At 72.7% G+C, this 20,577-nt stretch carries 22 protein-coding genes; 12 read left to right on the plus strand and 10 right to left on the minus strand.

From position 1 onward, the window contains the following. The first annotated feature begins 95 nt into the window (after positions 1 to 95). The gene (locus NDW01_RS33305; RefSeq protein WP_252828308.1) at positions 96 to 788 is read left to right on the plus strand and encodes an NAD(P)-dependent oxidoreductase; all 693 of its coding nucleotides are present in this window, start codon (positions 96 to 98) and stop codon (positions 786 to 788) included. A gap of 30 nt (positions 789 to 818) precedes the next feature. Here the strand turns inward: NDW01_RS33305 and NDW01_RS43585 are convergent, their stop codons facing one another. Next, on the minus strand, positions 819 to 1,706 hold the full coding sequence (locus NDW01_RS43585) for a LysR family transcriptional regulator (RefSeq protein ID WP_305883840.1): 888 nt from the start codon (positions 1,704 to 1,706) through the stop codon (positions 819 to 821). A gap of 108 nt (positions 1,707 to 1,814) precedes the next feature. Between NDW01_RS43585 and NDW01_RS33320 the strand changes: the two genes are divergently transcribed. After that, on the plus strand, positions 1,815 to 2,105 hold the full coding sequence (locus NDW01_RS33320; protein ID WP_252828309.1) for a YciI family protein: 291 nt from the start codon (positions 1,815 to 1,817) through the stop codon (positions 2,103 to 2,105). Here NDW01_RS33320 and NDW01_RS33325 read toward each other — a convergent pair. The 3 genes from NDW01_RS33325 to NDW01_RS33335 all read right to left on the minus strand — a co-directional run bounded on the left by NDW01_RS33325 (position 2,099) and on the right by NDW01_RS33335 (position 4,500). Then, positions 2,099 to 2,752, minus strand: a complete 654-nt coding sequence (locus NDW01_RS33325) for a Type 1 glutamine amidotransferase-like domain-containing protein (protein ID WP_252828310.1) — start codon at positions 2,750 to 2,752, stop codon at positions 2,099 to 2,101. The two genes, NDW01_RS33320 and NDW01_RS33325, sit on opposite strands and share 7 nt — an antisense overlap. A 203-nt stretch (positions 2,753 to 2,955) precedes the next feature. Beyond that, complete coding sequence (locus NDW01_RS33330) at positions 2,956 to 3,789, minus strand: alpha/beta fold hydrolase (RefSeq protein WP_252828311.1); 834 nt, start codon at positions 3,787 to 3,789, stop codon at positions 2,956 to 2,958. Positions 3,790 to 4,089: 300 nt separating this feature from the next. Further along, entirely contained in the window at positions 4,090 to 4,500 is a 411-nt protein-coding gene (locus NDW01_RS33335) for a helix-turn-helix transcriptional regulator (protein ID WP_252828312.1), read from the minus strand. Between the two features lie 6 nt (positions 4,501 to 4,506). Between NDW01_RS33335 and NDW01_RS33340 the strand changes: the two genes are divergently transcribed. Beyond that, on the plus strand, positions 4,507 to 5,424 hold the full coding sequence (locus NDW01_RS33340; RefSeq protein ID WP_252828313.1) for an MBL fold metallo-hydrolase: 918 nt from the start codon (positions 4,507 to 4,509) through the stop codon (positions 5,422 to 5,424). A gap of 88 nt (positions 5,425 to 5,512) precedes the next feature. Here the strand turns inward: NDW01_RS33340 and NDW01_RS33345 are convergent, their stop codons facing one another. Beyond that, positions 5,513 to 6,235, minus strand: a complete 723-nt coding sequence (locus NDW01_RS33345; protein WP_252828314.1) for a TetR family transcriptional regulator — start codon at positions 6,233 to 6,235, stop codon at positions 5,513 to 5,515. Positions 6,236 to 6,329: 94 nt separating this feature from the next. On the opposite strand from NDW01_RS33345, the gene NDW01_RS33350 reads away from it, so the two are divergent. From NDW01_RS33350 to NDW01_RS33365, 4 genes are all read left to right on the plus strand, one after another. Then, the gene (locus tag NDW01_RS33350) at positions 6,330 to 7,919 is read left to right on the plus strand and encodes an MFS transporter (RefSeq protein WP_252828315.1); all 1,590 of its coding nucleotides are present in this window, start codon (positions 6,330 to 6,332) and stop codon (positions 7,917 to 7,919) included. A gap of 74 nt (positions 7,920 to 7,993) precedes the next feature. Beyond that, positions 7,994 to 8,395: a hypothetical protein gene (locus tag NDW01_RS33355; protein WP_252828316.1), complete on the plus strand. Its 402-nt coding sequence runs from the start codon at positions 7,994 to 7,996 to the stop codon at positions 8,393 to 8,395. A 147-nt stretch (positions 8,396 to 8,542) separates the two neighbouring features. Then, a complete protein-coding gene (locus tag NDW01_RS33360) occupies positions 8,543 to 9,157 on the plus strand; it encodes a TetR/AcrR family transcriptional regulator (protein ID WP_252828317.1) in 615 nt (204 codons plus the stop codon). Between the two features lie 99 nt (positions 9,158 to 9,256). Beyond that, entirely contained in the window at positions 9,257 to 9,976 is a 720-nt protein-coding gene (locus NDW01_RS33365; RefSeq protein WP_252828318.1) for a rhomboid-like protein, read from the plus strand. A 36-nt stretch (positions 9,977 to 10,012) separates the two neighbouring features. Here the strand turns inward: NDW01_RS33365 and NDW01_RS33370 are convergent, their stop codons facing one another. The 4 genes from NDW01_RS33370 to NDW01_RS33385 all read right to left on the minus strand — a co-directional run bounded on the left by NDW01_RS33370 (position 10,013) and on the right by NDW01_RS33385 (position 13,667). Then, complete coding sequence (locus NDW01_RS33370; protein ID WP_252828319.1) at positions 10,013 to 10,804, minus strand: SAM-dependent methyltransferase; 792 nt, start codon at positions 10,802 to 10,804, stop codon at positions 10,013 to 10,015. Positions 10,805 to 10,967: 163 nt separating this feature from the next. Continuing rightward, positions 10,968 to 12,176, minus strand: coding sequence for a sigma factor (locus NDW01_RS33375; protein WP_252828320.1), 1,209 nt, complete (start codon positions 12,174 to 12,176; stop codon positions 10,968 to 10,970). A gap of 99 nt (positions 12,177 to 12,275) precedes the next feature. Continuing rightward, a complete protein-coding gene (locus NDW01_RS33380; protein ID WP_252828321.1) occupies positions 12,276 to 12,773 on the minus strand; it encodes a cysteine dioxygenase in 498 nt (165 codons plus the stop codon). A 6-nt stretch (positions 12,774 to 12,779) separates the two neighbouring features. Next, positions 12,780 to 13,667, minus strand: coding sequence for an amidohydrolase family protein (locus NDW01_RS33385; RefSeq protein ID WP_252828322.1), 888 nt, complete (start codon positions 13,665 to 13,667; stop codon positions 12,780 to 12,782). A gap of 202 nt (positions 13,668 to 13,869) precedes the next feature. Between NDW01_RS33385 and NDW01_RS33390 the strand changes: the two genes are divergently transcribed. Genes NDW01_RS33390 through NDW01_RS33410 form a run of 5 tightly spaced genes read left to right on the plus strand, consistent with a single transcriptional unit; the run spans position 13,870 to position 19,120 of the window. Further along, positions 13,870 to 15,087: a glutamate-cysteine ligase family protein gene (locus NDW01_RS33390; RefSeq protein ID WP_252828323.1), complete on the plus strand. Its 1,218-nt coding sequence runs from the start codon at positions 13,870 to 13,872 to the stop codon at positions 15,085 to 15,087. Between the two features lie 23 nt (positions 15,088 to 15,110). Continuing rightward, positions 15,111 to 16,367: an ergothioneine biosynthesis protein EgtB gene (gene egtB, locus NDW01_RS33395; RefSeq protein ID WP_252828355.1), complete on the plus strand. Its 1,257-nt coding sequence runs from the start codon at positions 15,111 to 15,113 to the stop codon at positions 16,365 to 16,367. Then, positions 16,367 to 17,101, plus strand: a complete 735-nt coding sequence (gene egtC, locus NDW01_RS33400) for an ergothioneine biosynthesis protein EgtC (protein WP_252828324.1) — start codon at positions 16,367 to 16,369, stop codon at positions 17,099 to 17,101. The genes egtB and egtC overlap by 1 nt, the downstream gene beginning before the upstream one ends. 44 nt (positions 17,102 to 17,145) lie before the next feature. Beyond that, entirely contained in the window at positions 17,146 to 18,099 is a 954-nt protein-coding gene (gene egtD, locus NDW01_RS33405; protein WP_252828325.1) for an L-histidine N(alpha)-methyltransferase, read from the plus strand. Between the two features lie 10 nt (positions 18,100 to 18,109). After that, positions 18,110 to 19,120 (plus strand): LacI family DNA-binding transcriptional regulator, encoded by a 1,011-nt coding sequence (locus NDW01_RS33410; RefSeq protein WP_252828326.1) that lies wholly within the window; start codon positions 18,110 to 18,112, stop codon positions 19,118 to 19,120. On the opposite strand, the gene NDW01_RS33415 is transcribed toward NDW01_RS33410, so the two are convergent. Beyond that, positions 19,114 to 20,556 carry an aromatic amino acid ammonia-lyase gene (locus NDW01_RS33415; RefSeq protein ID WP_252828327.1) on the minus strand — a complete coding sequence of 481 codons (1,443 nt, stop codon included), beginning with the start codon at positions 20,554 to 20,556 and terminating at the stop codon, positions 19,114 to 19,116. The genes NDW01_RS33410 and NDW01_RS33415 overlap by 7 nt on opposite strands. Positions 20,557 to 20,577 lie beyond the last annotated feature (21 nt).

Here is a 20,577-nt window from a genome sequence, read left to right on the forward strand (position 1 = left end):
CGCACTCTATCCCGGTATCGTTGAGGTAACCAGTATCCCATGGATACCGTCCTCTTCCGGCGGCGAAGTACGCGGCCGGGAAGGGGAGCGGCGCCATGAGCAGGATCGTCATCTTCGGGGCCGGTGGCCGGGCGGGGCGGACCATCACCGCCGAGGCACGGAGCCGGGGGCATCAGGTCACGGCGGTCGTACGGGATCCGGACAGGTACCCCGAGCTCGGCGCGGACGGTGTGCGGGTCGTGGCGGGGAACGTCACCGACGCCGGCGCGGTCGCCGCGATCAGCGGAGGTCATGACGCGGCGGTCGAGGCGGTCAGCCCGTTCTCCGGACCTGAGCAGGGCTTCGACGATCTCGACTCGGAATTCTTCGTCAAGGCCGCCGCTGCGCTGCTGAGCGGTCTGCCCGAGGCCGGCGTGTCCCGGCTCGTGGCGATCGGCCTGTTCTCCACCCTCGCGACTCCCGGCGGCGGGCTGGTGATGGACGACCCCGAGGCGCACCCGCCCGAGTTCCGCCCGTTCGCGGAGCGGCTCCGGCCGTTCGCGGCCGCGCACGCGGCCGGTCTGTACCGGCTGCGCGAGGCGGACACCACCGTCGACTGGGTGATGCTGACCCCGCCCGCCCGGCTGGAGGCCGACGGTGCCAGGACGGGCGGCTACCGGATCGGCGGTGAGACGGCGCCGCCGCCGGAATCCCGCCTCTCGTACGCCGATCTCGCGGTGGCGGCGATCGACGAGATCGAGACACCGCGCCATCACCGCACTCGCGTCTCGGTCTTCGGTGAGTCCTGACCCACGACGGACGGTCGGCGGCAGACGCCCTCACGACCTCGCCGTCTCGGCCCGGTCATCGGCCGACAGCAGCCGGGACCAGGTCGTGCGGGCGGCCGCGGTCAGGGCCAGTCGCTCGTGCGGAGGCCCGGGTCCGACCGGACGCCAGACGAGGCCGGGGTCGTCGACCGAGCCGGCCCTCGTCCGCAGCGCGACGAGATCGTCGTGGCCGAGGAGCGCGTGGCGGAACAGGCTGTGGCCGCCGTGCGTCTCTGGAACGGTCTCCGGTGTCCAGCCGTGCTCACGGAGGCGGGTGAGGACGGCGGCCGCGTAGCCACGGGCGCGCTCGGCCGGGAACCACAGCAGCCGCTGGCCGGCCAGCTCCGACCAGGTGAGTGCGGGCCGGTCCGCGAGGGGATGGCGGTGGTGCGTGACGATGCCGAGCGGCTCGTCATTGATCGTGCGCAGGACCAGGCCCGATTCGTCCACCGGTGTCCGCAGGATGCCGAAGGCCAACGTGCCCGCGCGGAGAAGGTCGCCCTGTCGCTGGGAGTCGGCCTGCTCGTAGGCGATTCGCAGTGGCCCGTCGCGCGTCATGAGCCCCTCCGCGCGAGCCAGGACGGGCTGCGGCACTCCCCGGCACACTCCCACGCTCGCCGTGGAGGGGACGGCTCGCGCGGCCGCGACGGACGAGCGCAGCTCGCCGAGCATCCGGTCGACGCCGTCCCGCAGCAACCGTCCCGCTTCGGTCAGCTCCATCCCCTGGGGGACGCGCCGGAACAGCGGTGTGCCGATGCGCCGCTCCAGCAGCCGGATCTGCTGACTGAGGCTCGGCTGGGCGATGCGCAGCCGCCGGGCGGCCTCGGTGACGGTGCCGGCGTCGGCGACCGCCGCGAAGTAGCGCAGGTGCCGCAACTCCACGCCCGGAAGCTCGTCCATGTGCCCGCCCTCGACCCCTGCCGCCATCAGCGGTTATAGGTGTGAGCCTATAGGGCCGCCACCGGCCGGTCTTGGCGTCGGCGCGGCGCCGTGCCCTTTGCTGAACCCATGTACGTGATCCTGCTGAGATACCACGCCCCGCTGGAGTCGATCGACGCGCTCAAGGAGGCGCACTACGCGAACCCGGACGGCGTCTTCGCCAAGGGGATGGTCCACCTGGCCGGCCCGCTGGAGCCCCGTACGGGCGGTGTGATCATCGCTGACGGCGAGAGGACGGCGGTCGAGGCGGCCGTCGTCTCCGATCCCTTCGTCACGAGCGGCGCCGCCACCGCCGAGATACTCCGGTTCCATCCCACCTGGCGGGACGAGAACGGCACCTCGCGCCGCGCTCCTCAGTGAACGCGCGCGTCGGAGCCGTCGATCACCAGGGCCTGCCCGTCGCGCAGGGCGCGGTGGGCGACGCCCTCGGCCCGGTAGCGCGCGGCGACGGCGGTCAGGACCTCGGTCTCGGGATGGCCGGGGGAGTCGACGTGCGGGACCACGGCGTGGTCGAGGACGCCCAGGCCCTCCCAGGTCGGCGGATCGCCGTAGGCGGCGGGTACCACCTGCGGATCGTCGCACTCCTCCAGGCCGCGCAGGCTCGGCGCGAGCACGCAGGCGCCGGCGCTGTAACCGGCGTAGACCGTCGCGTCCCGCCGCAGCAGTGCGGTCAGCGCGAGGTCCGCGCCGCTGCGGGCCATGGCGTGGCGCAGCATGAACGTGTTCCCGCCGCGTACCCAGATCATCGGGAAAGGGGCCAGGACGTCGGCGATCACGTCGCCGGGCCGGTCGAAGAAGTCCCGCAGGTCCACCTCGGTCGGCCGCAGCCCCAGCCGGGCGAGTTCGTCGGCCTCACGCCGCACTCCGGCCGAGCGTTCCGGCTCGGCCTGGGCGTCGAGGGCGTTGGCGATGACGGCGACGTCGGCGCGGGCCCGCCGCTCGCGGAGCAGCGCGAGCAGGCGGTCCGGGTGATCCCCCATACGGAAGGAGGACAGGTAGAGACGCACCCGTGGACCTTAGAGGTTGCGCGGATTGGTGATCTTCAGGGGCGGCGGGTAGGACGGTTGTCCCACCGGTGGGTGGTCCAGGCTCGGCGGATCAGGCTACGCAGAGCCGAGTCATGGATCGACAGGACCGCGACCACACCGCGCGGGACGATATCAGGTCGACGTGCCGGCGCAGGAGCGCGTCCCTGGTGTGACGAGCACGTTCAGCCGCCGAGTTCGCCGATGAAGTCCGTCAGCAGCGCGGCGAACCGTTCCGGTGTCTCCTGGTGCGGCGCGTGGCCGGCGTCGGGGATCAACTGCACCTCTCCGCGCCACAGCGCAGGGATGGTGAGCTTGCGCAGGTAGTCAAGGTTGACCAACTGCTCGCCGACGCCGTGCAAGATGGCCAGCGGCTGGCGGAGCTCTGCGACGATCGCGACCTCGTCCGCGAACCGACCCTCGCCGACGCTGGAGCCCAGCGCTGTGCGCGCCGCGCCGTCGGTGGCCAGGATGTCGGATACGAACTCGCTGGTTGCCAGCGCCGAGCCGGGCGCGGTGAAGCTGGCGGCAAGCGACTGCGCCTCGGACTCGCTGAGGCTCGCGCTGCCGACGGCGCTCATCGCCGGATTCGGCAGGAACGCCTCCGGAAACTGGGCGGCTGACGCGACCGGCGGTGCGCCGAAGATGACAAAGCCGGCCGCGTCCTGCAACGTTGGTGCGGCCTCCAGAATGATCTGACCGCCCATGCTCCATCCGACGACGACCGCGTCGGCGGCACCGAGCGTCCGAGCGAAGTCGGCGAGCACCGCCGCGTATCCCGGCAGCGAGTAGTCGGACGGGTCCCTGGCCGGCTCGGACTGCCCGTGGCCGGGCAGGTCCAGCGCAAGGCAACGGAACCGCTGGCCGAAACCGCCGGTCAGCACTGGGATCCAGGTTCTGGCCGAAGACGAGTTGCCGTGGACGAAGATGACCGCGCGATCGTCTTGGCTGCCCCGGCCGCCGGGGCTCTCCAGGTACGCGATCCGCTGGCCGGCGATGTTTACGCTCAGGTGGTCCACTTGCTGCCTCTTGGTTCCGTTGGCCCGTCTTCCCGTGCCGTTGCCCGGGCCCCCCGAGCCTCCGGGACGCCGAGAAGGATCTCGGTCTGGGCGGTGAGGTCTTGCAGGGCGGGGGAGCATCTGGCGAAGTCGATCAGTTCTCCCACCCGGGTAACGTACCGTTCGGCCCGCACGGTGCGGTCGCGGGGTGGTGTTGTGACGGGGTGTGGGCACGGTTCTGGCACAACGCGTTCAACCGGCTTCACCCTCCTCCTGACGCCCTGGCCGTCCAGCTGTGGATCGACCCGAACGGCTGACCCATCATGATGCGGCGCGGGTTTTGCCCGCCGGAGCCGGCGATGCTCGACCGGCGGGTTCGCGGTCGCGGTACAGCCCTGGTGGGAGGCCGAACCGCCGTTTGAAAGCGTGTGAGAAGGCGTACGGGGAGCCGTAGCCGACCTGACGGGCGATGGCGCCGAGCGGCATCTCGGACTCGCGGAGGAGCCGGGCCGCCGTGGTCATGCGCCACCAGGTCAGGTACGCCATCGGCGGCTGCCCGGTCAGGGCGGTGAACCGCCGGGCCAGGGTGGCACGGCACAGGCCGACCTGTGCGGCCAGATCCTCGATCCGCCAGGGCGCGGCCGGGCGTTGTGGTACGTCGCATCGATGAGACGATCGCGCATCCAGGAGCTCGTATCGCGCATTGGAAAGCGCATCGGGGGCCGTGAACATGGTCTCATGAGCGATTTCCAGATCGGTGACGTCGAGGTCACCAAGGTCGTGGAATGGCAGGGCGAGATAGCGCCCGCGCGGTTCATCGTCCCGGACAGCCCGGCCGAGATCTGGCGGCGCAACGAGTCCTGGCTCGCGCCGGATCACTGGCACCCGGAGACCGACGCCTACCACGGTGCGGCGCAGACCTGGGTCCTGCGCAGCGAGGGCAAGGTGGTGCTGGTCGACACCGGAGTGGGCAACGACCGGGACCGGCCGCAGATCCCGCTGTTCGACCATCTGCGGACCGACTTCCTCGGCCGGCTGGCCGCGGCGGGCGTACGGCCCGAGGACGTGGACCTCGTGATCAACACCCACGTCCACTACGACCACGTCGGCTGGAACACCGAGTCGCGGGACGGGGAGTGGGTCCCGACCTTCCCGAACGCCACGTACCTGATCCCGCGGATCGACCAGGAGTTCTTCGACCCCCGCAACGCCCACCGCCGCCGCGCGCCCCGCGACGACCACGAGAGACGCCGACAGGAGGGCAGCCGGATCGTCTACGCCGACAGCGTCGCCCCGGTCCTCGGCCGCGCCGAGCTGTGGAGCGACGGCCACCGCGTCGACGGGAACATCAGCCTGGAGCCGGCGCCCGGCCACACGCCGGGCTCATCGATCGTCCGAGTGGCCTCCGGCACGGACCGCGCCGTGTTCGTCGGCGACATCCTGCACAGCCCGGTGCAGATCCTCGAACCCGACTACAACAGCTGCTTCTGCGAGGACCGCGCGCAGGCGGCGGCGACCCGCCGCAGGGTGCTCGAACGCGCGGCCGACACCGGAGAGCTCGTCGTGCCGGCGCACTTCGCCGGCGCCGGCGCGGCCGAGGTCCGTCGCGACGGCGACCGCTTCGCCATCAAGCGGTGGGCCGCCTCGACCGGCTGAGGCCGTACGTCGGCCGGAGCCGTACGAGGCGGGCGGGGCCGGATGAGGCCGGTCCGTCTGACGCGCGGTGGGGTGTCTCCGCGGCCGATCAGTTCGGCGAGGAGGCCTCCACCGCGGCGGCGGGGAAGTTGATGCCGTCCTCCAGGGACAGCAGGAGCTCCGACAGCACGTCGGAGAACCGCTCGGCTCGTACGATGCCGCTGCTGAGCAGCTCGAACGCCGTGTGGAACACGCCGTTGACGACGGCCGCGACCACGTGCGGGCGCAGGTCGGTGGCGGGGTCCACGCCCATGCGGTCGGCCACCAGGAGGGTCATCTCCGCGTGCTTCTTCTGGCCGTGTTCGAGGCTGCTGCCGAAGACGGCGGGGCTGGTCTCCATCAGGCTCTGGATGCAGCCGAACCGCTCGGGGTCGAAGCCGAACTCGCCGTCCTCGAAGGCGCGGATGACCGAGACCGCGGCGCGGCGCAGGGCGGTGATCACCGGCTCGTCGGCGGGCCGGGCGGCGTACGCCTCCTTCATCGCGCCGAACTGCTCGTCCTGGAACGTCAGGAGGACATCCTCCTTGGACGCGAAGTAACGGAAGAACGTCCGGGAGGACACGTCGACCGCGTCGGCGATCTCCTCGACGGTGGTCGCCTCGAAGCCCTTCTCCGCGAACAGCCGGAACGCGCTGTCCACCAGGGCCTCACGAGTGCGCTGCTTCTTTCGCTCACGACGACCGGCCGTCGGAGCGCAGGGCTGAACAGCAGGGGACGCCTCCATGCCCGCAGGGTAGCTGACATTGGACGGCTCGGCCAATAGTTCCTTCATATCGTGACACTCGTCATAGCCGGACTTTAGTCGCTTGACGACAACTGTCACAGCATGACACGTTTGGGACCTCACGAACTTTCGGAGGCAGTTCATGACGTCCCCAGCGACACTTCCGTCCCGCCCCGGGACGCACGAAAGACCGAGCCGGGCCGGTCACGGCCATCCTTGGCTCACCCTGCTCGCCGTCGCGCTCGGCGTGATGATGGTCGGCCTCGACGCGACCGTCGTGTCGATCGCCAACCCGGCCATCGCCAAGGACCTGCACGCCGACCTGTCCGGTCTGCAGTGGGTCACCAACGGCTACCTGCTCGCGCTGGCCGTCACCCTGATCCCGGCCGGGAAGATCGCCGACCGGTTCGGCCGCAAGCGCACCTTCCTCGCCGGTGTGATCGGCTTCGCGGTCGCCTCCGTCCTCGTCGGCGTGTCCGGTGGCATCGGCATGGTGATCTTCTGGCGCGTCGTGCAGGGCTTCGCGGGCGCGCTGCTGCAGCCCGCCAGCCTGGCCATCCTGCGCAACACCTTCCCCGCGGAACGGCTCAACGCCGCGATCGGCATCTGGGGCGCCACCGTCGGCATCTCCATCGCCGGTGGCCCGATCGTCGGCGGCCTGCTCGTCCAGCACGTGAACTGGCAGTCGGTCTTCTTCCTCAACGCGCCGCTCGGTCTGGTCGCCCTCCTGGTCGGCCTGTGGGTGATCCGCGAGTCCCGCGACGAGGGAGCCGTCGGCTCGTTCGACTTCGCCGGCGTCCTGCTCCTGTCCGGCTCGCTGTTCGCCCTGGTGTGGGGCCTGATCAAGGCCGGTAACTATGGCTTCGGCGACCCGGTGCCGCTGTGGTCGTTCGCCGCGTTCGCCGTCCTCATGGTCGGATTCGTCATCCGCGAGGTGCGGGCGACGCACCCGATCCTGCCGATGAGCCTGTTCCGCTCGGCGTCGCTGTCGGCCGCGACCGGACTCATCGTCCTCGGCGCGTTCGCCCTGTTCGGCACGATCTTCTTCATCACCCTCTACATGCAGCAGGTCCACGGAATGTCCCCGGTGCAGGCGGGCGTCCGGATGCTGCCGATGACCGCGATCTTCATCGTCTCCTCGCCGCTGGGCGGGGCGCTGACGCAGCGGTTCGGGCCGCGCGTGCCGCTCGGGATCGGCATGGTGTTCACCGCGGGCGCGCTGTTCGGGCTGTCCCGGATCGGGGTCGACGCCTCGTACAACACGATCTGGCCGTGGTTCATCCTGATGGGGATGGCGTTCGGCTTCATCCTCACCGCGGGTACCGAGGCGATCGTCGCGAACGCCCCCGTTCACCTGGCGGGCGTCGCGGGCGGCCTGCAGCAGACCGCGTTCCAGGTCGGCGGCGTGCTCGGCACCTCGGTCCTCGGCACGATCCTGTCCAGCCGCGTCGGGAGCGTCCTCGTCGACCGGCTGACCGGCGCGGGACTGCCCGCCCCGGCGGCCCACCAGCTCACCGGCGCCAAGGACTACATCGCCCAGGGCGTCGCCCCGGTGCCCCACGGCGCTCCGGGCCCGGTCGCCAAGGCCATCACGACCGGCAGCCACCTCGCCTTCATGGACGGTTTCCAGACCTCCATGACGGTCGCCGCGGTGGTCGCGCTCGTCGCCGCGTTCGCCGCCCTCCTCGTACGGCGCGGCGAATCCCCGGTCGAAGGCGCCCTCGCCATCTGACCGGCACCGGGTACGGGCGGCGGTGGCCGCCGCCCGTATCCGTCTCTCATCCGCCGCCTCCAGGGAGGTCGACCATGTCCCACGCCATCACGTTCCCGACGACCCCGCTGGCGGCGAGCGGCTGGGAGTTGCGCGTCGGCCGGGGGAGCCGGCGCCGTCCGGCCCTGGAGGTGCACACGGGCGACGGGCTCATCGACGTCGCCGTGGCCCGCGGGCTCGACGACTCCCTGGTCCGCGGCGCCGTACGCGGCCGGGGCTGGTCCGTGGCCTGGGGCGAGCTGCCGCCCGGGGGCGAGGTGCTCGTCGAGTTCCACGCCGGGGGATCGGTGGTGAAGGTCCCGGCCGTGACGATCGCGGGGGCGTTCTGGGCGGCCGAGGTGCCCGGACGGTACCGGTCCGTCACCGTGACGACCGCCGTCGACCGGGTCTCCGTCCGGCTCCGCCGGTTCCGCGAGGCTCGCCTGCCGCAGCGGTAGGACGGGCCGCGACCGGCCGGCGAGGGGCGTTCGCGTCCGGGCGACCCCCTCACCGGCCGGCCGATCCCTTCACGAAAGCGCACCCGATCAATAAGTGTGACGGTTCAACGTGTTGCCTCGGTCAACCGTAAGAGTAGGATCGGCGGCATGACCGACGCGACGACGGAGCGTGCGCCCCTCGGCCGGCGCGAGCGTAAGAAGGCCGCCACCCGCCAGGCCCTGGCGGACGCCGCACTGCGCCTCTTCCTCGAGCGCGGCTACGACCAGGTCGGCATCCGGGACATCGCCGAGGCCGCCGACGTCTCCACGACCACGCTGTTCAAGCACTTCCCCGGCAAGGAGGCGCTCGTCTTCGACGAGGACGCCGAGCTGGAGGCCGCCCTGATCGCCGCCGTGCGCGAACGCCCCGAGGGAACATCGATCCCCGCCGCCCTGCGCGACTACGTCCGGCGCTCCCGGCGGGTCAAGGGCGGCGACGCCGGCGTGAGCTTCACCCGGTTCGTCGAACTCGTCGAGAACACCCCCGAACTGCGCGAGTACGAGCGCCGCATGTGGATGCGGCACGAGACCGCTCTGGCCCGGGCGATCGCCGAGGAGATCGGCGCGCCCGCCGACGACCCGACCTGCCGGGCACTGGCCCACTTCGCCCTGGAGACCCGCTACCTCCCCGGCGGGAGCGCCGACGCCGACACCGCCATCGCCTGTGCCTTCGAGCTGCTCGAACGCGGCTGGAGCGCGGCCGCTCAGAACGCCCGGGGCTGATCCACCCGACGGGACGGTCGCCTGTCCCCGGGGTAAGACCGGGCTGACGATCGTCCGTATGTCATGGAGCTCTCAGAAAGAGCCCCTACGCTTTCCCGCGTGCATTCGTTCCTCAGGCGCTTCCCCCTGCCCATGGTGTTCATCCTGGCGTTCTGCGCCGTCTCGGCCGTGTACGCGTACGGCCTGGGGCCGGCCCAGCAGCGCTCGGTCGTCGCCACGACGGCCACGAACCTGGTCAACCTGAGGACCGACCCCGTCGGCACCATGGTCGCCTCGGCGTTCGTGGCCCAGGCCGTGCCGTGGATGTGGGTGGTCCTGGCGGTCATCGGACTCTTCCCCGTGGTACACCGCTTCGGCAACGTCCGGACCCTCGTGCTGGTCGGCGCCGCCCAGGTCATCGGAACGCTCATCAGCGAGGGCCTGCTCGCCTGGCGGATCTCGGCCGGCGCCATGCCCGCCTCCCTGCGGTACATCGACGACGTCGGCCCGTCCTACGTCATCGCCTCGGCGCTCGTCGCCACGATGCTGTACGGCGCCGAGCCGCTCGTGCGCACCGCCCGGCACGGCCACCGGCTCTTCGACCGCGTGCCGAGCCGCTGGTGGCGCATCGGTGCCGGGGTGGCCCTGGCCTTCCTCGCGCCGCACCTGTTCAGCGGCCTGGACCGGCTGGGCGTGGCGGCGGTCGGGCACCTCGTCGCCATGCTCGTCGGCGCCGCCCTCGGCCTGATCTTCGTGCGGCGCGAGCGCTCGCGGACGGGCCAGGACGGCCCCGGCACAGCCGCCGGTGTCCCGCGGCGACGCGTCCTCAGCGAGGTCTGACCGGCGATCCGCGGCCCTCCCGGGCCGCGGTGGGCATCATGGTCTACGCCCCACGCCCGCGTAGCCGTCGACCGGCTCGCCGGTCAGGTCGGGGTGCACGGGCCGCCACCGGGTGATCTCGACCAGGCCCGGCTCCACCAGCTCCAGCCCGCGGAAGAACCTGGCGATCTGTGCCACCGACCGGGCCGTCATGGGCGTGGTGCCCTCGACCTGGTTCCACATCCGTATGGCCTGATCGGTGCGCTCGCCGTGTACCACGTTCGTCGTCGCGTACAGCGCCAGGTACGACCCGGCCGGCAGCGCCGCCACCAACCGGTCGACGATGTCGTACGCCTCCCGATCGTCGGGGAGGAACTCGGTGATGCCCATGAGCATCAGCGCGATCGGCCGCTCGAAGTCCAGGACGCGAGCGGCCTGCTCCAGGATCGCGTCGGGTTCCCGCAGGTCCGCATGGACGTAGTCGGTGACCCCCTCCGCCGTCGAGGTCAGCAGCGCCTGGGCGTAGGTCAGGACCAGGGGATCGTTGTCCACGTAGACGACGCGGGTCTCGGGCGCGGAGCGCTGAGCTACCTCGTGGGTGTTGTCGGCCGTGGGCAGCCCGGTGCCGATGTCCATGAACTGCCGGACTCCGGCCTCCTCGACCAGGTAGGAGACGGCGCGGTTGAGGTACTGGCGGGACTCGCGGGCCAGCCGGACCACCTCCGGCAGCACCTGTACGGCCTGGTCGCCGGCCTCTCTGTCGGCCGGGTAGTTGTCCTTGCCTCCGAGGAGGTAGTTCCAGACGCGCGCCGGGTGTGGCACATCCTTGTCGATCTTCGGTTCGTTCACGGTGACCTCGATGGCTGCGAAGACGTTGTCGATCTTCGAACGTACGGGCCGCCGGCAAAGGTCCGGGATGGGGAGGCGCGAGCCGACCGCGACCGGATGTGGTCGCGCGGGACGCGGCCGGCCGGCCCAGGTCCGCCCGGCTCGAGCAGGCGCCGGAGTCTCCTCAGGAGGTCTTCGGCGTCGGGGTCGCGCTGGGGCTTCCGCCGACCGACACCGGGAGGGGGAGCGTCGACAGGCTCGGCGTGGGTGTGGGCGTGGGTGTCGGCGCGGAGGTGGTCGGCGACGGCGTCGGGGTGCCGGACGGGGTCGGGCTCGACGGGGAGGCGGGCGGGCGGCTCGCCGTCGGCGTCGGCGAGGACGACGCGCGGGTGGCCGAGGCCGACGGAGACGCGGCGGCGGTCTTCGGCGCGGTCCGCGAACCGCCGGCGCGCGAGGACCCGTCGCCCAGCGTTCCGGCGTCGCCGGGCGACGACGGACGGCTCGTCGGCGTGCCGTGCCGCACCAGCCGGCTGTTGTCGCCGACGTGGGAGACCCCCTGGCCCGGACCGGCCGGCCAGACCAGGATCGCGCCGACGACCGCAGCGGCACAGGCGGCCAGGGTGAGCGTCTCGGTGAGCAGGGCGTTGCGCCGGTGCGGCCGGCGCCGGTGGCGGGCGGCCGCCGCGGTCTCGGGCCGGGTGCGCCTCGCGTGGTGCCCGGTCGCCGCGTCGGCCGTGCCGAACGCGCCCTCGATCGAGAGGGGCAGCCCGTCGGCGTCGGACAGCGGCACGCCGGCGGTCGCCCGCTCGGCGGCGGCGCTGGCGGCGACCACGTCCTCCCGCAGCGACGCGGGAGGGCCGGGCACCCGGCGGCTCACGAGCGCGGGCAGGCGGCCCTTCGCGAGCGCCGTCAGCAGCTCGTCGTCCGCCTCGGCGCCGGCCTCAAGCACGGTGACGACGGCCTGTTCGAGCCGGCGGCCCGCCATGCGGACCAGCAGCTCGGCGGTGTCGTCCGCCACTCCGGTGATCCTTGCGAGCCCCTCGACGTCGAGTGCGTCGGCCAGCGCCAGCGCGTCGCGGTGCTCGGGGCGCAGCCGGGCCAGGGCGCGCTCCAGCGGGGGCGCCATCGGATCCGCCGCGACGGCGTGCGCCAGGGCGCCGCGCCGCAGCACCTCCGCCCGCGCCAGCGCGTGCAGCCAGAGGGGGAGCGCGTCGTCGTCGGACGGGGCTCCGGCGCGGTGGCGGGCGGCTGCGGCGAAGGCGTCCCGCGCGGCGTCGGCGGCCTCGTCACCGACCATGCGGTGGCAGTAGGCGTGGATCCGCGGACCGTGCTCGTCGTAGAGCAGGCCGAAGACCTCCGGCTCGCCGGCGCGCAGCGCCTCCGTCAGGGACACCCTTCGACTCCGTTTCACCGCTCGGCTCGTCGTCACTACAAGTAAAGAGCAAGCTACCAGCGATGTAAAAATCGGTGCTAGAGGGTTTTGCGCGAGCGATCAGGCGGCGGGGTCCAGGGGGCGGAGCTCGTCGGCGTAGCTGACCGAGACGCGGCGCATGACGCCGCCGTCGTCGATGGAGTACTGCCCCATGCGCCAGAGCGGCGGCGAGTACGCGTGGATGGACACGCTGCGGTCCGCCACCCCGACCAGGCGGTGGATGTGCTCGGGGCCGAAGCAGAACGACGTGCCGGTCTCGACCTCCACCTCGACGTGCTCGCCGCCGATGCGGGGGTTGCACTCCATGAGGACGCCGTCGACGACCGCGACCGCGCCGGAGGAGATGTCGTGGTCGTGCCAGCCCGTGTCGCTCTCGGGGGTCCAGCACAGCAGCCACACGTCGACGTACTCGTCACGGTGCAGCGACACGTAGTGGCGGTGGCCGTCGGGGAAGTCGACCAGCTCGCGCCACTCCTCGGGGCGGGCGGCCAGGTCGTCGACGAGCCGGCGGAGCTCGTGCCGGTCGAGGCTTCGTTCGGGCAGGGACTCAAAGGCCACGAGGGGTCAGTCCTTTCCAGTGAGGAGCCGGTGCGGGTTGGCCACGCGGATGGCGTGCTCGGCGGCGTCGCCGACGCCGAAGTCGCGGGGGATACGGGCGTACGGGCGGTCTGAGCCGCTCACGATCGTGTCGATGCCGATCGCCCGGACGGTGGCGTCGACGGCGCGCGGTCCGTACGAGGACGTCTCGACGTAGGCGTTGGGATCGACCAGGCCGCGCCCGCCGCCGCGCGCGGCGAACCGCTCGCCGTGCAGGGGCGCGAGCCCGGCCAGCAGCGCGAAACACACACGGAGGCCGGGATGGCGCGGCCGGCCGAACGCGCGGAAGGCGTACCAGGCGGCGTGCATCTGGTGGACGTACGGCACGAGTGCGGGCCACCACGCCGGGCCGTCCGCGGCGGGGGCCGGACCGGGGTGGACGAACAACGGCAGGTCGCGCTCCTCCAGCACGGTGAGGAGGGGCGCGCAGCGCTCGTAGCCGACCGCGTCGAGCAGTGCGGTCGCGGGCAGCTGCAGGCCGGCGAGGCCCTGGTCGAGGAGCCGGGCGAGGGCGGGCGCGTCGATCTCGGTCAGACCGGCGGCGGCCCACGCGCGGAACGGCTCGGGCAGCGCGAGCGCGTCCGCGTGATAGGCGTCGAGGAGGGGAGCGGCCTGGTCGGGCGGCAGCGACTCCACGCCCAGGGGGGCGGACAACGAGGTCAGCACGAGGCCGACGCCGTCCTGCGCGGCCTCGTCGGCGCGGCGCCGGAGGTCGTGGTCGGCGGGGTCGACGTCGTAGGGGGCCTCGCCCGCGAGGTGGAGCGTCCAGCCGTCGAGCCGGGGGGCCGTGGTGCGCCGGCGGAGGGCGTCGAGGAAGGCCGGGCCCCAGAGGTGCTGATGCACGTCGATCCGCACGCGGCCGCTCCTTACGCCCAGGTCAGGAATCCTGAACCGGTTCACTGAACCGTATCAGTGTAGCGGTTCAGTGAACCGGTTCACACCCGCCCCCTTCACCACACGGACAACTGCCGCTTTCACCAACGAAAGGTGTTTTTCGGATTATTGATGCGGTTCAGTAGGGAAGGACCTTCGATCGTTCGCCCGATCGGAGGTGCCCGTGAGCCGACTGACCATCGACGAGGTCTACGAACACGTCAACGGCGTCTGTTTCAAGACCGGTCCGCCCGGCCTGGTCGGGATCGAGACCGAGTGGTTCGTGGTCGACCGGAGCGCCCCGTCGCGGAGCGTTCCGGTGTCGCGCGTCCGGGCGGTGATGGAGGCGGCCGGGCCGCCGCCCGCCGGGAGCCGCGTCACGTACGAACCGGGCGGCCAGCTCGAGCTCAGCTCGCCCCCGCGCCGGGGCCCCGCCGCGGCGCAGGCCGCCATCGCCCGCGACATCGCGCACGTCACCGCGCACCTGGCCAAAGAGGACCTGTCCCTCGACGGCCGCGGCGCCGACCTGCGGCCGACCGTGTTCCAGGCGACCGGCGGACGCTACCGGCGCATGCGCGAGTACTTCGGCGACCACGGCCTGCGGATGATGTGCGGCACCGCCTCCCTCCAGGTCTGCCTCGACATCGGCGCGGACGACGCGGACGCCGCCCGGCGCTGGCGGCTCGCCCACGCGCTCGGGCCGGTGCTGGCCGCGGCCTTCGCCAACTCGCCCGGACCGTCCGTACGGTCCCGGCGGCAGGTGGTCTGGGAGACGCTCGATCCGGGGCGTACGGCGGCGGTCGGCGGCGACGACCCCGTCGAGGCCTGGGTCCGGTACGCCCTCGACGCGCAGGTCATGCTGATCCGCGACGGCTGGCGGGCGGCGCCGGGAATGACGTTCCGGGAGTGGATGGCGACGGGCCGCCCCGACCTCGGCGACCTCGCCTACCACCTGTCGACGCTGTTCCCGCCGGTCCGGCCGCAGGGCTGGCTCGAACTGCGGATGATCGACGCGCTGCCGCCGCCGTACTGGCCGGTGCCGGTCGCCGTCGCGGCCGCGCTGCTCGACGACCCGGTCGCGGCCGACCTCGCCGCCGAGGCCGCCGAACCGGCGCGGGACCGCTGGCGGCAGGCCGCGCGCGACGCCCTCACCGACCCGGTGCTGGCCCGCGCCGCGCGCCGCTGTTTCGCCGCCGCGCTGGACGCCCTGCCGCGGCTGGGCGCCGACGCGCTCGTCCCCCTGGTCGACGCCTACGCCGGCCGCTTCGTCGAACGCGGACGCTGCCCGGCGGACGAGCGACCGGGCCGCTTTCCCATGCCCGAGAGACCCGAGATGTTCACGGCCGTGCCGGACGCGGGATCGCCCGCCACGGCTACCGAGGAGGAGCCCACGTGGACCTGAAGGAACGGATCGCGACGGAGCTGATGGCCGCCCGCGACCGGAGCGTCGGCCTCACCCTGGAGGCGCTCGAGGAACCGGACCTGATGGTGCAGGTATCGCCGCTGATGTCCCCCCTGGTCTGGGACCTGGCGCACATCGGCAACTACGAGGAGCTGTGGCTGCTGCGCGCCGCCGCGGGCCAGGAGGCGATGCGCCCGGAGATCGACGACCTGTACGACGCCTTCGAGCACCCACGGGCCGAACGCCCGAAGCTCCCGCTGCTCACCCCGGCCGAGAGCCGCGCGTACATCGACACCGTACGGGCCAAGGTGCTCGACTCGCTGGAGAAGGTGCCGCTGACCGGGCCGCTCGCGGCGGGCGGCTTCGTGTACGGGATGGTCATCCAGCACGAGCACCAGCACGACGAGACGATGCTCGCCACCCACCAGCTCCGTAAGGACGGCCCGACGCTGCTCGACCCGTCGCCGGAGGACGCTCCCGCCGGCGCCCCGGCCCTGGCCGGGCATGAGGTGCTGGTCGAGGCGGGCCCGTTCGTCATGGGCACCTCCGACGACCCGTGGGCGTACGACAACGAGCGCGGCGCCCACACGGTCGACCTGCCCGCCTTCTTCATCGACGTCACGCCGGTGTCGAACGCCGCGTACCTGGCGTTCATGGACGACGGCGGGTACGACGACCCGCGCTGGTGGCACCCCGACGGCTGGGAGTGGCGCACGCGGACGGGCAAGCGGTCGCCCGCCTTCTGGAGACGCGAGAACGGCCAGTGGCTGCGGCGGCGGTTCGGCCGGGTCGAGCCGGTGCCGTTCGACGAGCCGGTGCAGCACGTCTGCTGGTACGAGGCCGACGCCTACGCCCGCTGGGCGGGCAAGCGGCTGCCCACCGAGGCCGAGTGGGAGAAGGCGGCGAGCTGGGACCCGGATACGCGCCGCAAGCGCCGCCTGCCCTGGGGCGACTCCGGCGAGCACGCGAACCTCGGGCAGCGGATGATGCGGCCCGCGCCGGTCGGCTCCTACGCCGACGGCGCGTCGGCGTACGGCGTACGGCAACTGCTCGGCGACGTGTGGGAGTGGACGTCGAGCGACTTCCACGGGTATCCCGGCTTCCGCGCGTTCCCCTACAAGGAGTACTCCGAGGTGTTCTTCGGCACCGACTACAAGGTGCTGCGCGGCGGCTCCTGGGCGACGCACCCGCTGGCCTGCCGCACGACCTTCCGCAACTGGGACTATCCGATCCGCCGGCAGATCTTCGCCGGGTTCCGCTGCGCGAGGGACGCCGCCTGATGTGCCGCCACATCGCCTACCTCGGAACGCCGCGCACCCTGCACGAGCTGCTGTTCGCACCGGACCACTCCCTGGAACGGCAGTCGTACGCGCCGCGCATGAACGCCAACTGCATCATCAACGCCGACGGGTTCGGCGCGGGCTGGTACGACCCCTCCCGCGCCCGGCCCGTCCGGTACCGGCGGTCCCAGCCGATCTGGACGGACCTGTCCTTCGCCGACGTCGCCGAGGTCGTCCGCAGCACGTGCGCGGTCGCGGCCGTCCGCTCCGCGACGCCCGGCTTCCCGGTGGACGAGTCGTGCGCCCAGCCGTTCACCGACTTCGAGCGCCTGTTCAGCCACAACGGCGCGGTCGAGGGGTTCCCGGGCGTCGAGGCCAAGCTGCGGGAGCTCGCCGGCGACCTCGCGCCGATCCCGGACGCCCGCGCCCCCGTGGACTCGGCGCTGCTGTTCGCGCTGGCCGCCGGGCGCTGGCGGGCCGGGGGCGGCCTCGCGGAGGGGCTCGCGTACGCCGTCGAGGCCGTCGCCGCGCTCGCGCCGGGCCGGTACAACCTCCTCGCCGCCGACGGGCGGTCGCTGGCCGCGACGCGATGGGGCGACACGCTGTACGTCCGCCGGGGCGAGGACGTCGTCATCGCCTCCGAGCCGTACGACGAGGCGCCGGACTGGGAAGAGGTCCCCGACCGCTCACTGGTGACGGTCGATCAGCACGGGGTACGGGTGAGCGCACTGTGACGGGCCCGGGCCCACGGACGACGAAAGAACATCGGGAGGCATACGTGGATCGCTTTCTCACCCCGGACGATCTCGGCAAGGCGCTGCGCCGGGACGTCGCCGACGGCCTGAGCGCGCGGCCGAAGACGCTGCCCGCCAAGTGGTTCTACGACGAGCGCGGCAGCGAGCTGTTCGAGGAGATCACCCGGCTGGAGGAGTACTACCCGACCCGCCGCGAGCGCGAGATCCTCGCCGGCCGGGCGGGCGAGATCGCCGAGGCGACCGGCGCCGTCACCCTCGTGGAGCTGGGCGCGGGCTCGGGGGAGAAGACCCGGGTGCTGCTCGACGCGCTGGGCGGCACGCTGCGCACCTACGTCCCGGTCGACGTCAGTGGGGACTTCCTCGCGCACGCCGCCGAGCGGATCGCCGCGGACCACCCGGACCTGACGGTGCGGCCGGTCGTGGCCGACTACGAGCGGCACCTGGCCCTGCTGCCCGGCGGTGAGCGCCGCCTGATCGTGTTCCTCGGCGGCACGATCGGCAACATGACCCCGGCCGAGCGGGTGTCGTTCCTCAGCGCGCTGCGCGCCACGATGAACGACGGCGACGCCCTGCTGCTCGGCGCGGACCTGGTGAAGGACGAGGGCCGCCTCGTCCGTGCCTACGACGACGCGCGCGGGGTCACCGCGGAGTTCAACCGGAACGTCCTGAACGTCATCAACCGGGAGCTCGGCGCCGACTTCGTCCCCGAGCGCTTCGAGCACGTGGCCGTCTGGAACGCCGGCGACGAGTGGATCGAGATGCGGCTGCGGTCGACCGAACCGCAGGTCGTCCACGTTCCGGCCGTGGACCTGAAGGTGGAGTTCGAGGCGGGCGAGGAGATGCGCACGGAGATCTCGGCGAAGTTCCGCCGGGACCGGATCGAGGCCGAGGCCGGGGCGGCGGGACTCACGGTCGACCGGTGGTGGACGGACGAGGACGGTGATTTCTCGCTGAGTCTTGTCAGACCCGCTCTATAGGGTTGGAGCCGTGGCGCAGCAACGGAAGCGAGCGACCATCCGCGAAGTGGCGAAGGCGACCGGGCTGTCGCCCGCCGCCGTCTCGTACGCGCTGCGGGGCATCCAGACGTCGGAGGAGACGCAGCAGCGGGTCCGGCAGGCCGCCGCCGAGCTGGGGTACGAGGCGCATCCCATCGCCCGTGCCCTCGCCAGCGGGCGCACCGGCATGGTCGGCCTGCTGTGCGGCTCCCTCGAGGACCTCTGGCAGCAGTCGCTCGCGGTCGGCATCGGCCGCGCGCTGTTCGCCCGCGACCGCTACGCCATCATCCTCGACGCGGCCGGCGACCCCGAGCGGGAGGCCATGCTCGCGCGGCAGCTGCGCGACCAGCGCGTCGACGGGCTGATCGTGCAGCCGGTGGACCCGGCCGGCGACGTGTGGGCCGAGCTGGGGGAGAGCCTGCCGATCGTGTCGATCGGCGACTCGCTGCGCGGCGGGCACGCCTACGGCGAGGTGGTGTTCGACAACCGCGCCGGCGTCACGCTCGCGCTGGAGCACCTGCACCAGCTCGGGCACCGGCACGTCGCCGTGCTCACCCCCACGCGCGCCAGCACGCCCGACCGCCCCGCCGACGTGCACGTCAACGCCGAGGCCGAGCGGATCGGCATCCAGGTGGACGTGGTGACCTCGCCGCAGGCGCTGCACAGCGCCACCGAGACGGCCCTGGCCGTGCTCGGCCGGCCGGATCCGCCGAGCGCGCTGTTCTGCTTCTCCGACTCGATCGCCTACGGCGTCTACGCCGCCACCCGCGAGCTGGGCCTCAGCGTGCCCGGTGACGTGTCGGTCGCCGGCTTCGACAACCACCCGATGTCCGCGCTGCTCACCCCGCCGCTGACCAGCGTCGACTGGGACATCGAGGACATCGTGCACTCGGCGGTCCGGGTCATCGTCGGCGGCATCGAGGGCAAGCCGCGCCGCCGCCGCATCGTCTGCGAGCCCAGCCTCCTCCCCCGGGAGTCCACCGGCAAATGTTCTTCTCAGTAGGCGCCGTACGCCGCGATCCGGGGGAGCAGGTCCGCGGCGGCGGCGATGTCGGTGTCGAGCGGCCGGTCCTCGACGGCCGGGTCCAGCGCGTCGGCGGCCTGGGCGTACACCTCGCCGAGCCGGTCCGGTGGCGTGCGGCCCTGCATCCGCAGCGCCCGCACCGCCGCGACGAGCTCGCAGGCCAGCGCGGTCCGGTAGGCCGTGACGACGTCGGTGGTGGCACGCGCCGACTGGGTGGCGAAGCCCGCGTGCTCCTCGACGCCCCGCGACAGCACGGCGCTGCCGAGCGCCGCGGGGGAGGCCAGCCGCCGGATGTCGGCGATGGCCGAGTGCGCGACGTACTCCAGGATCATGATCCCCGAGCCGGGCTCGCCCGGCGCCGCCTGGAACGCCTCGAGCCCGGTGAAGGACGGCTCCACGAGCGTGCCGAGCCGGGCCGCCGACAGCGCCGCCGTCTGGAACAGCGCCGCGCGGACGGAGTCGAGCGCCAGGCCCACCGACGCGGTGTGGAAGTTGCCGTTGTGCCAGACCGTACGGTTCACGACGTCGACCAGCGGGTTCTCGGCCGCCGCGTTGATCTCCCGGGTGACGATCCCCTCGGCCTGCTCGGCGACGTCCACGGCCGGCCCGTGCACCTGGGGGAACGCCCGGTAGCCGTACGGGTCCTGGATGCGCGCGGGGGTGACCTCCTCGGGCAGCAGGCCGCGGACCGCCTCGGCGACCCGGCGCTGCCCGGGGTGCGGGCACGCCTCGTGCACGGGCGCGGCGAAGGGCTCGGCCGAGCCGCGCACGGCCAGCAGCGACAGCGCGGCCACCGGGATCGAGGCGCGCAGCAGTTCGGTCACGTCCCGGACGGCCAGCGCGGCCTCGCCGAGGGTCGCGGCGTTCGAGCTGATGAAGGCCAGCGCGTCCGTGGGCCGCAGGGAGAAGCGCGGGCCGCCCGCGCCGCCCTGCCAGGGGCGCTCGCCGATCAGGCACAGCGCGGTCGAGGCGAGCGCGGTCAGGTCTCCGGTGCCGATCGCGCCGTACACCGGGATCGGCGGGATCAGCCAGCGGTTGACCACCTCGGCGAGCGTGCCGAGCACCTCCGGGTCGACGCCGGAGCCCCCGGCGGCGATCTGGTTGAGGCGCACGACGAGCATCGCGCGGACGATCTCGGAGGCGAGCAGCGGCCCCGCCCCGCCGGCGTGGCTGCGCAGAAGGCGCAGGCCGTGGGCGTCGTCGTCCTCGATCGTGACGTTGCGGTTGGCGCCGACGCCCGTGGTCCGGCCGTAGACGGCCTGGCGGTCCGCGACCTCGCGGGCGACCTCCCACGCCTGCCGTGCCCGTTCCACCGCTTGTGGCGGAACTGTAACAAAGACGCCCTCTCGGGCGACTGCCGCTACGACCTCGCAGGTCAGGCCGCTACCGTGGACGGCTACGGATGTCGGACTCATCGGTGGAACCTTACGGCAAGC

Origin of the sequence: Actinoallomurus soli (assembly GCF_024055715.1) — a bacterium.
GTDB classification, from domain to species: Bacteria; Actinomycetota; Actinomycetes; order Streptosporangiales; family Streptosporangiaceae; genus Actinoallomurus; species Actinoallomurus soli.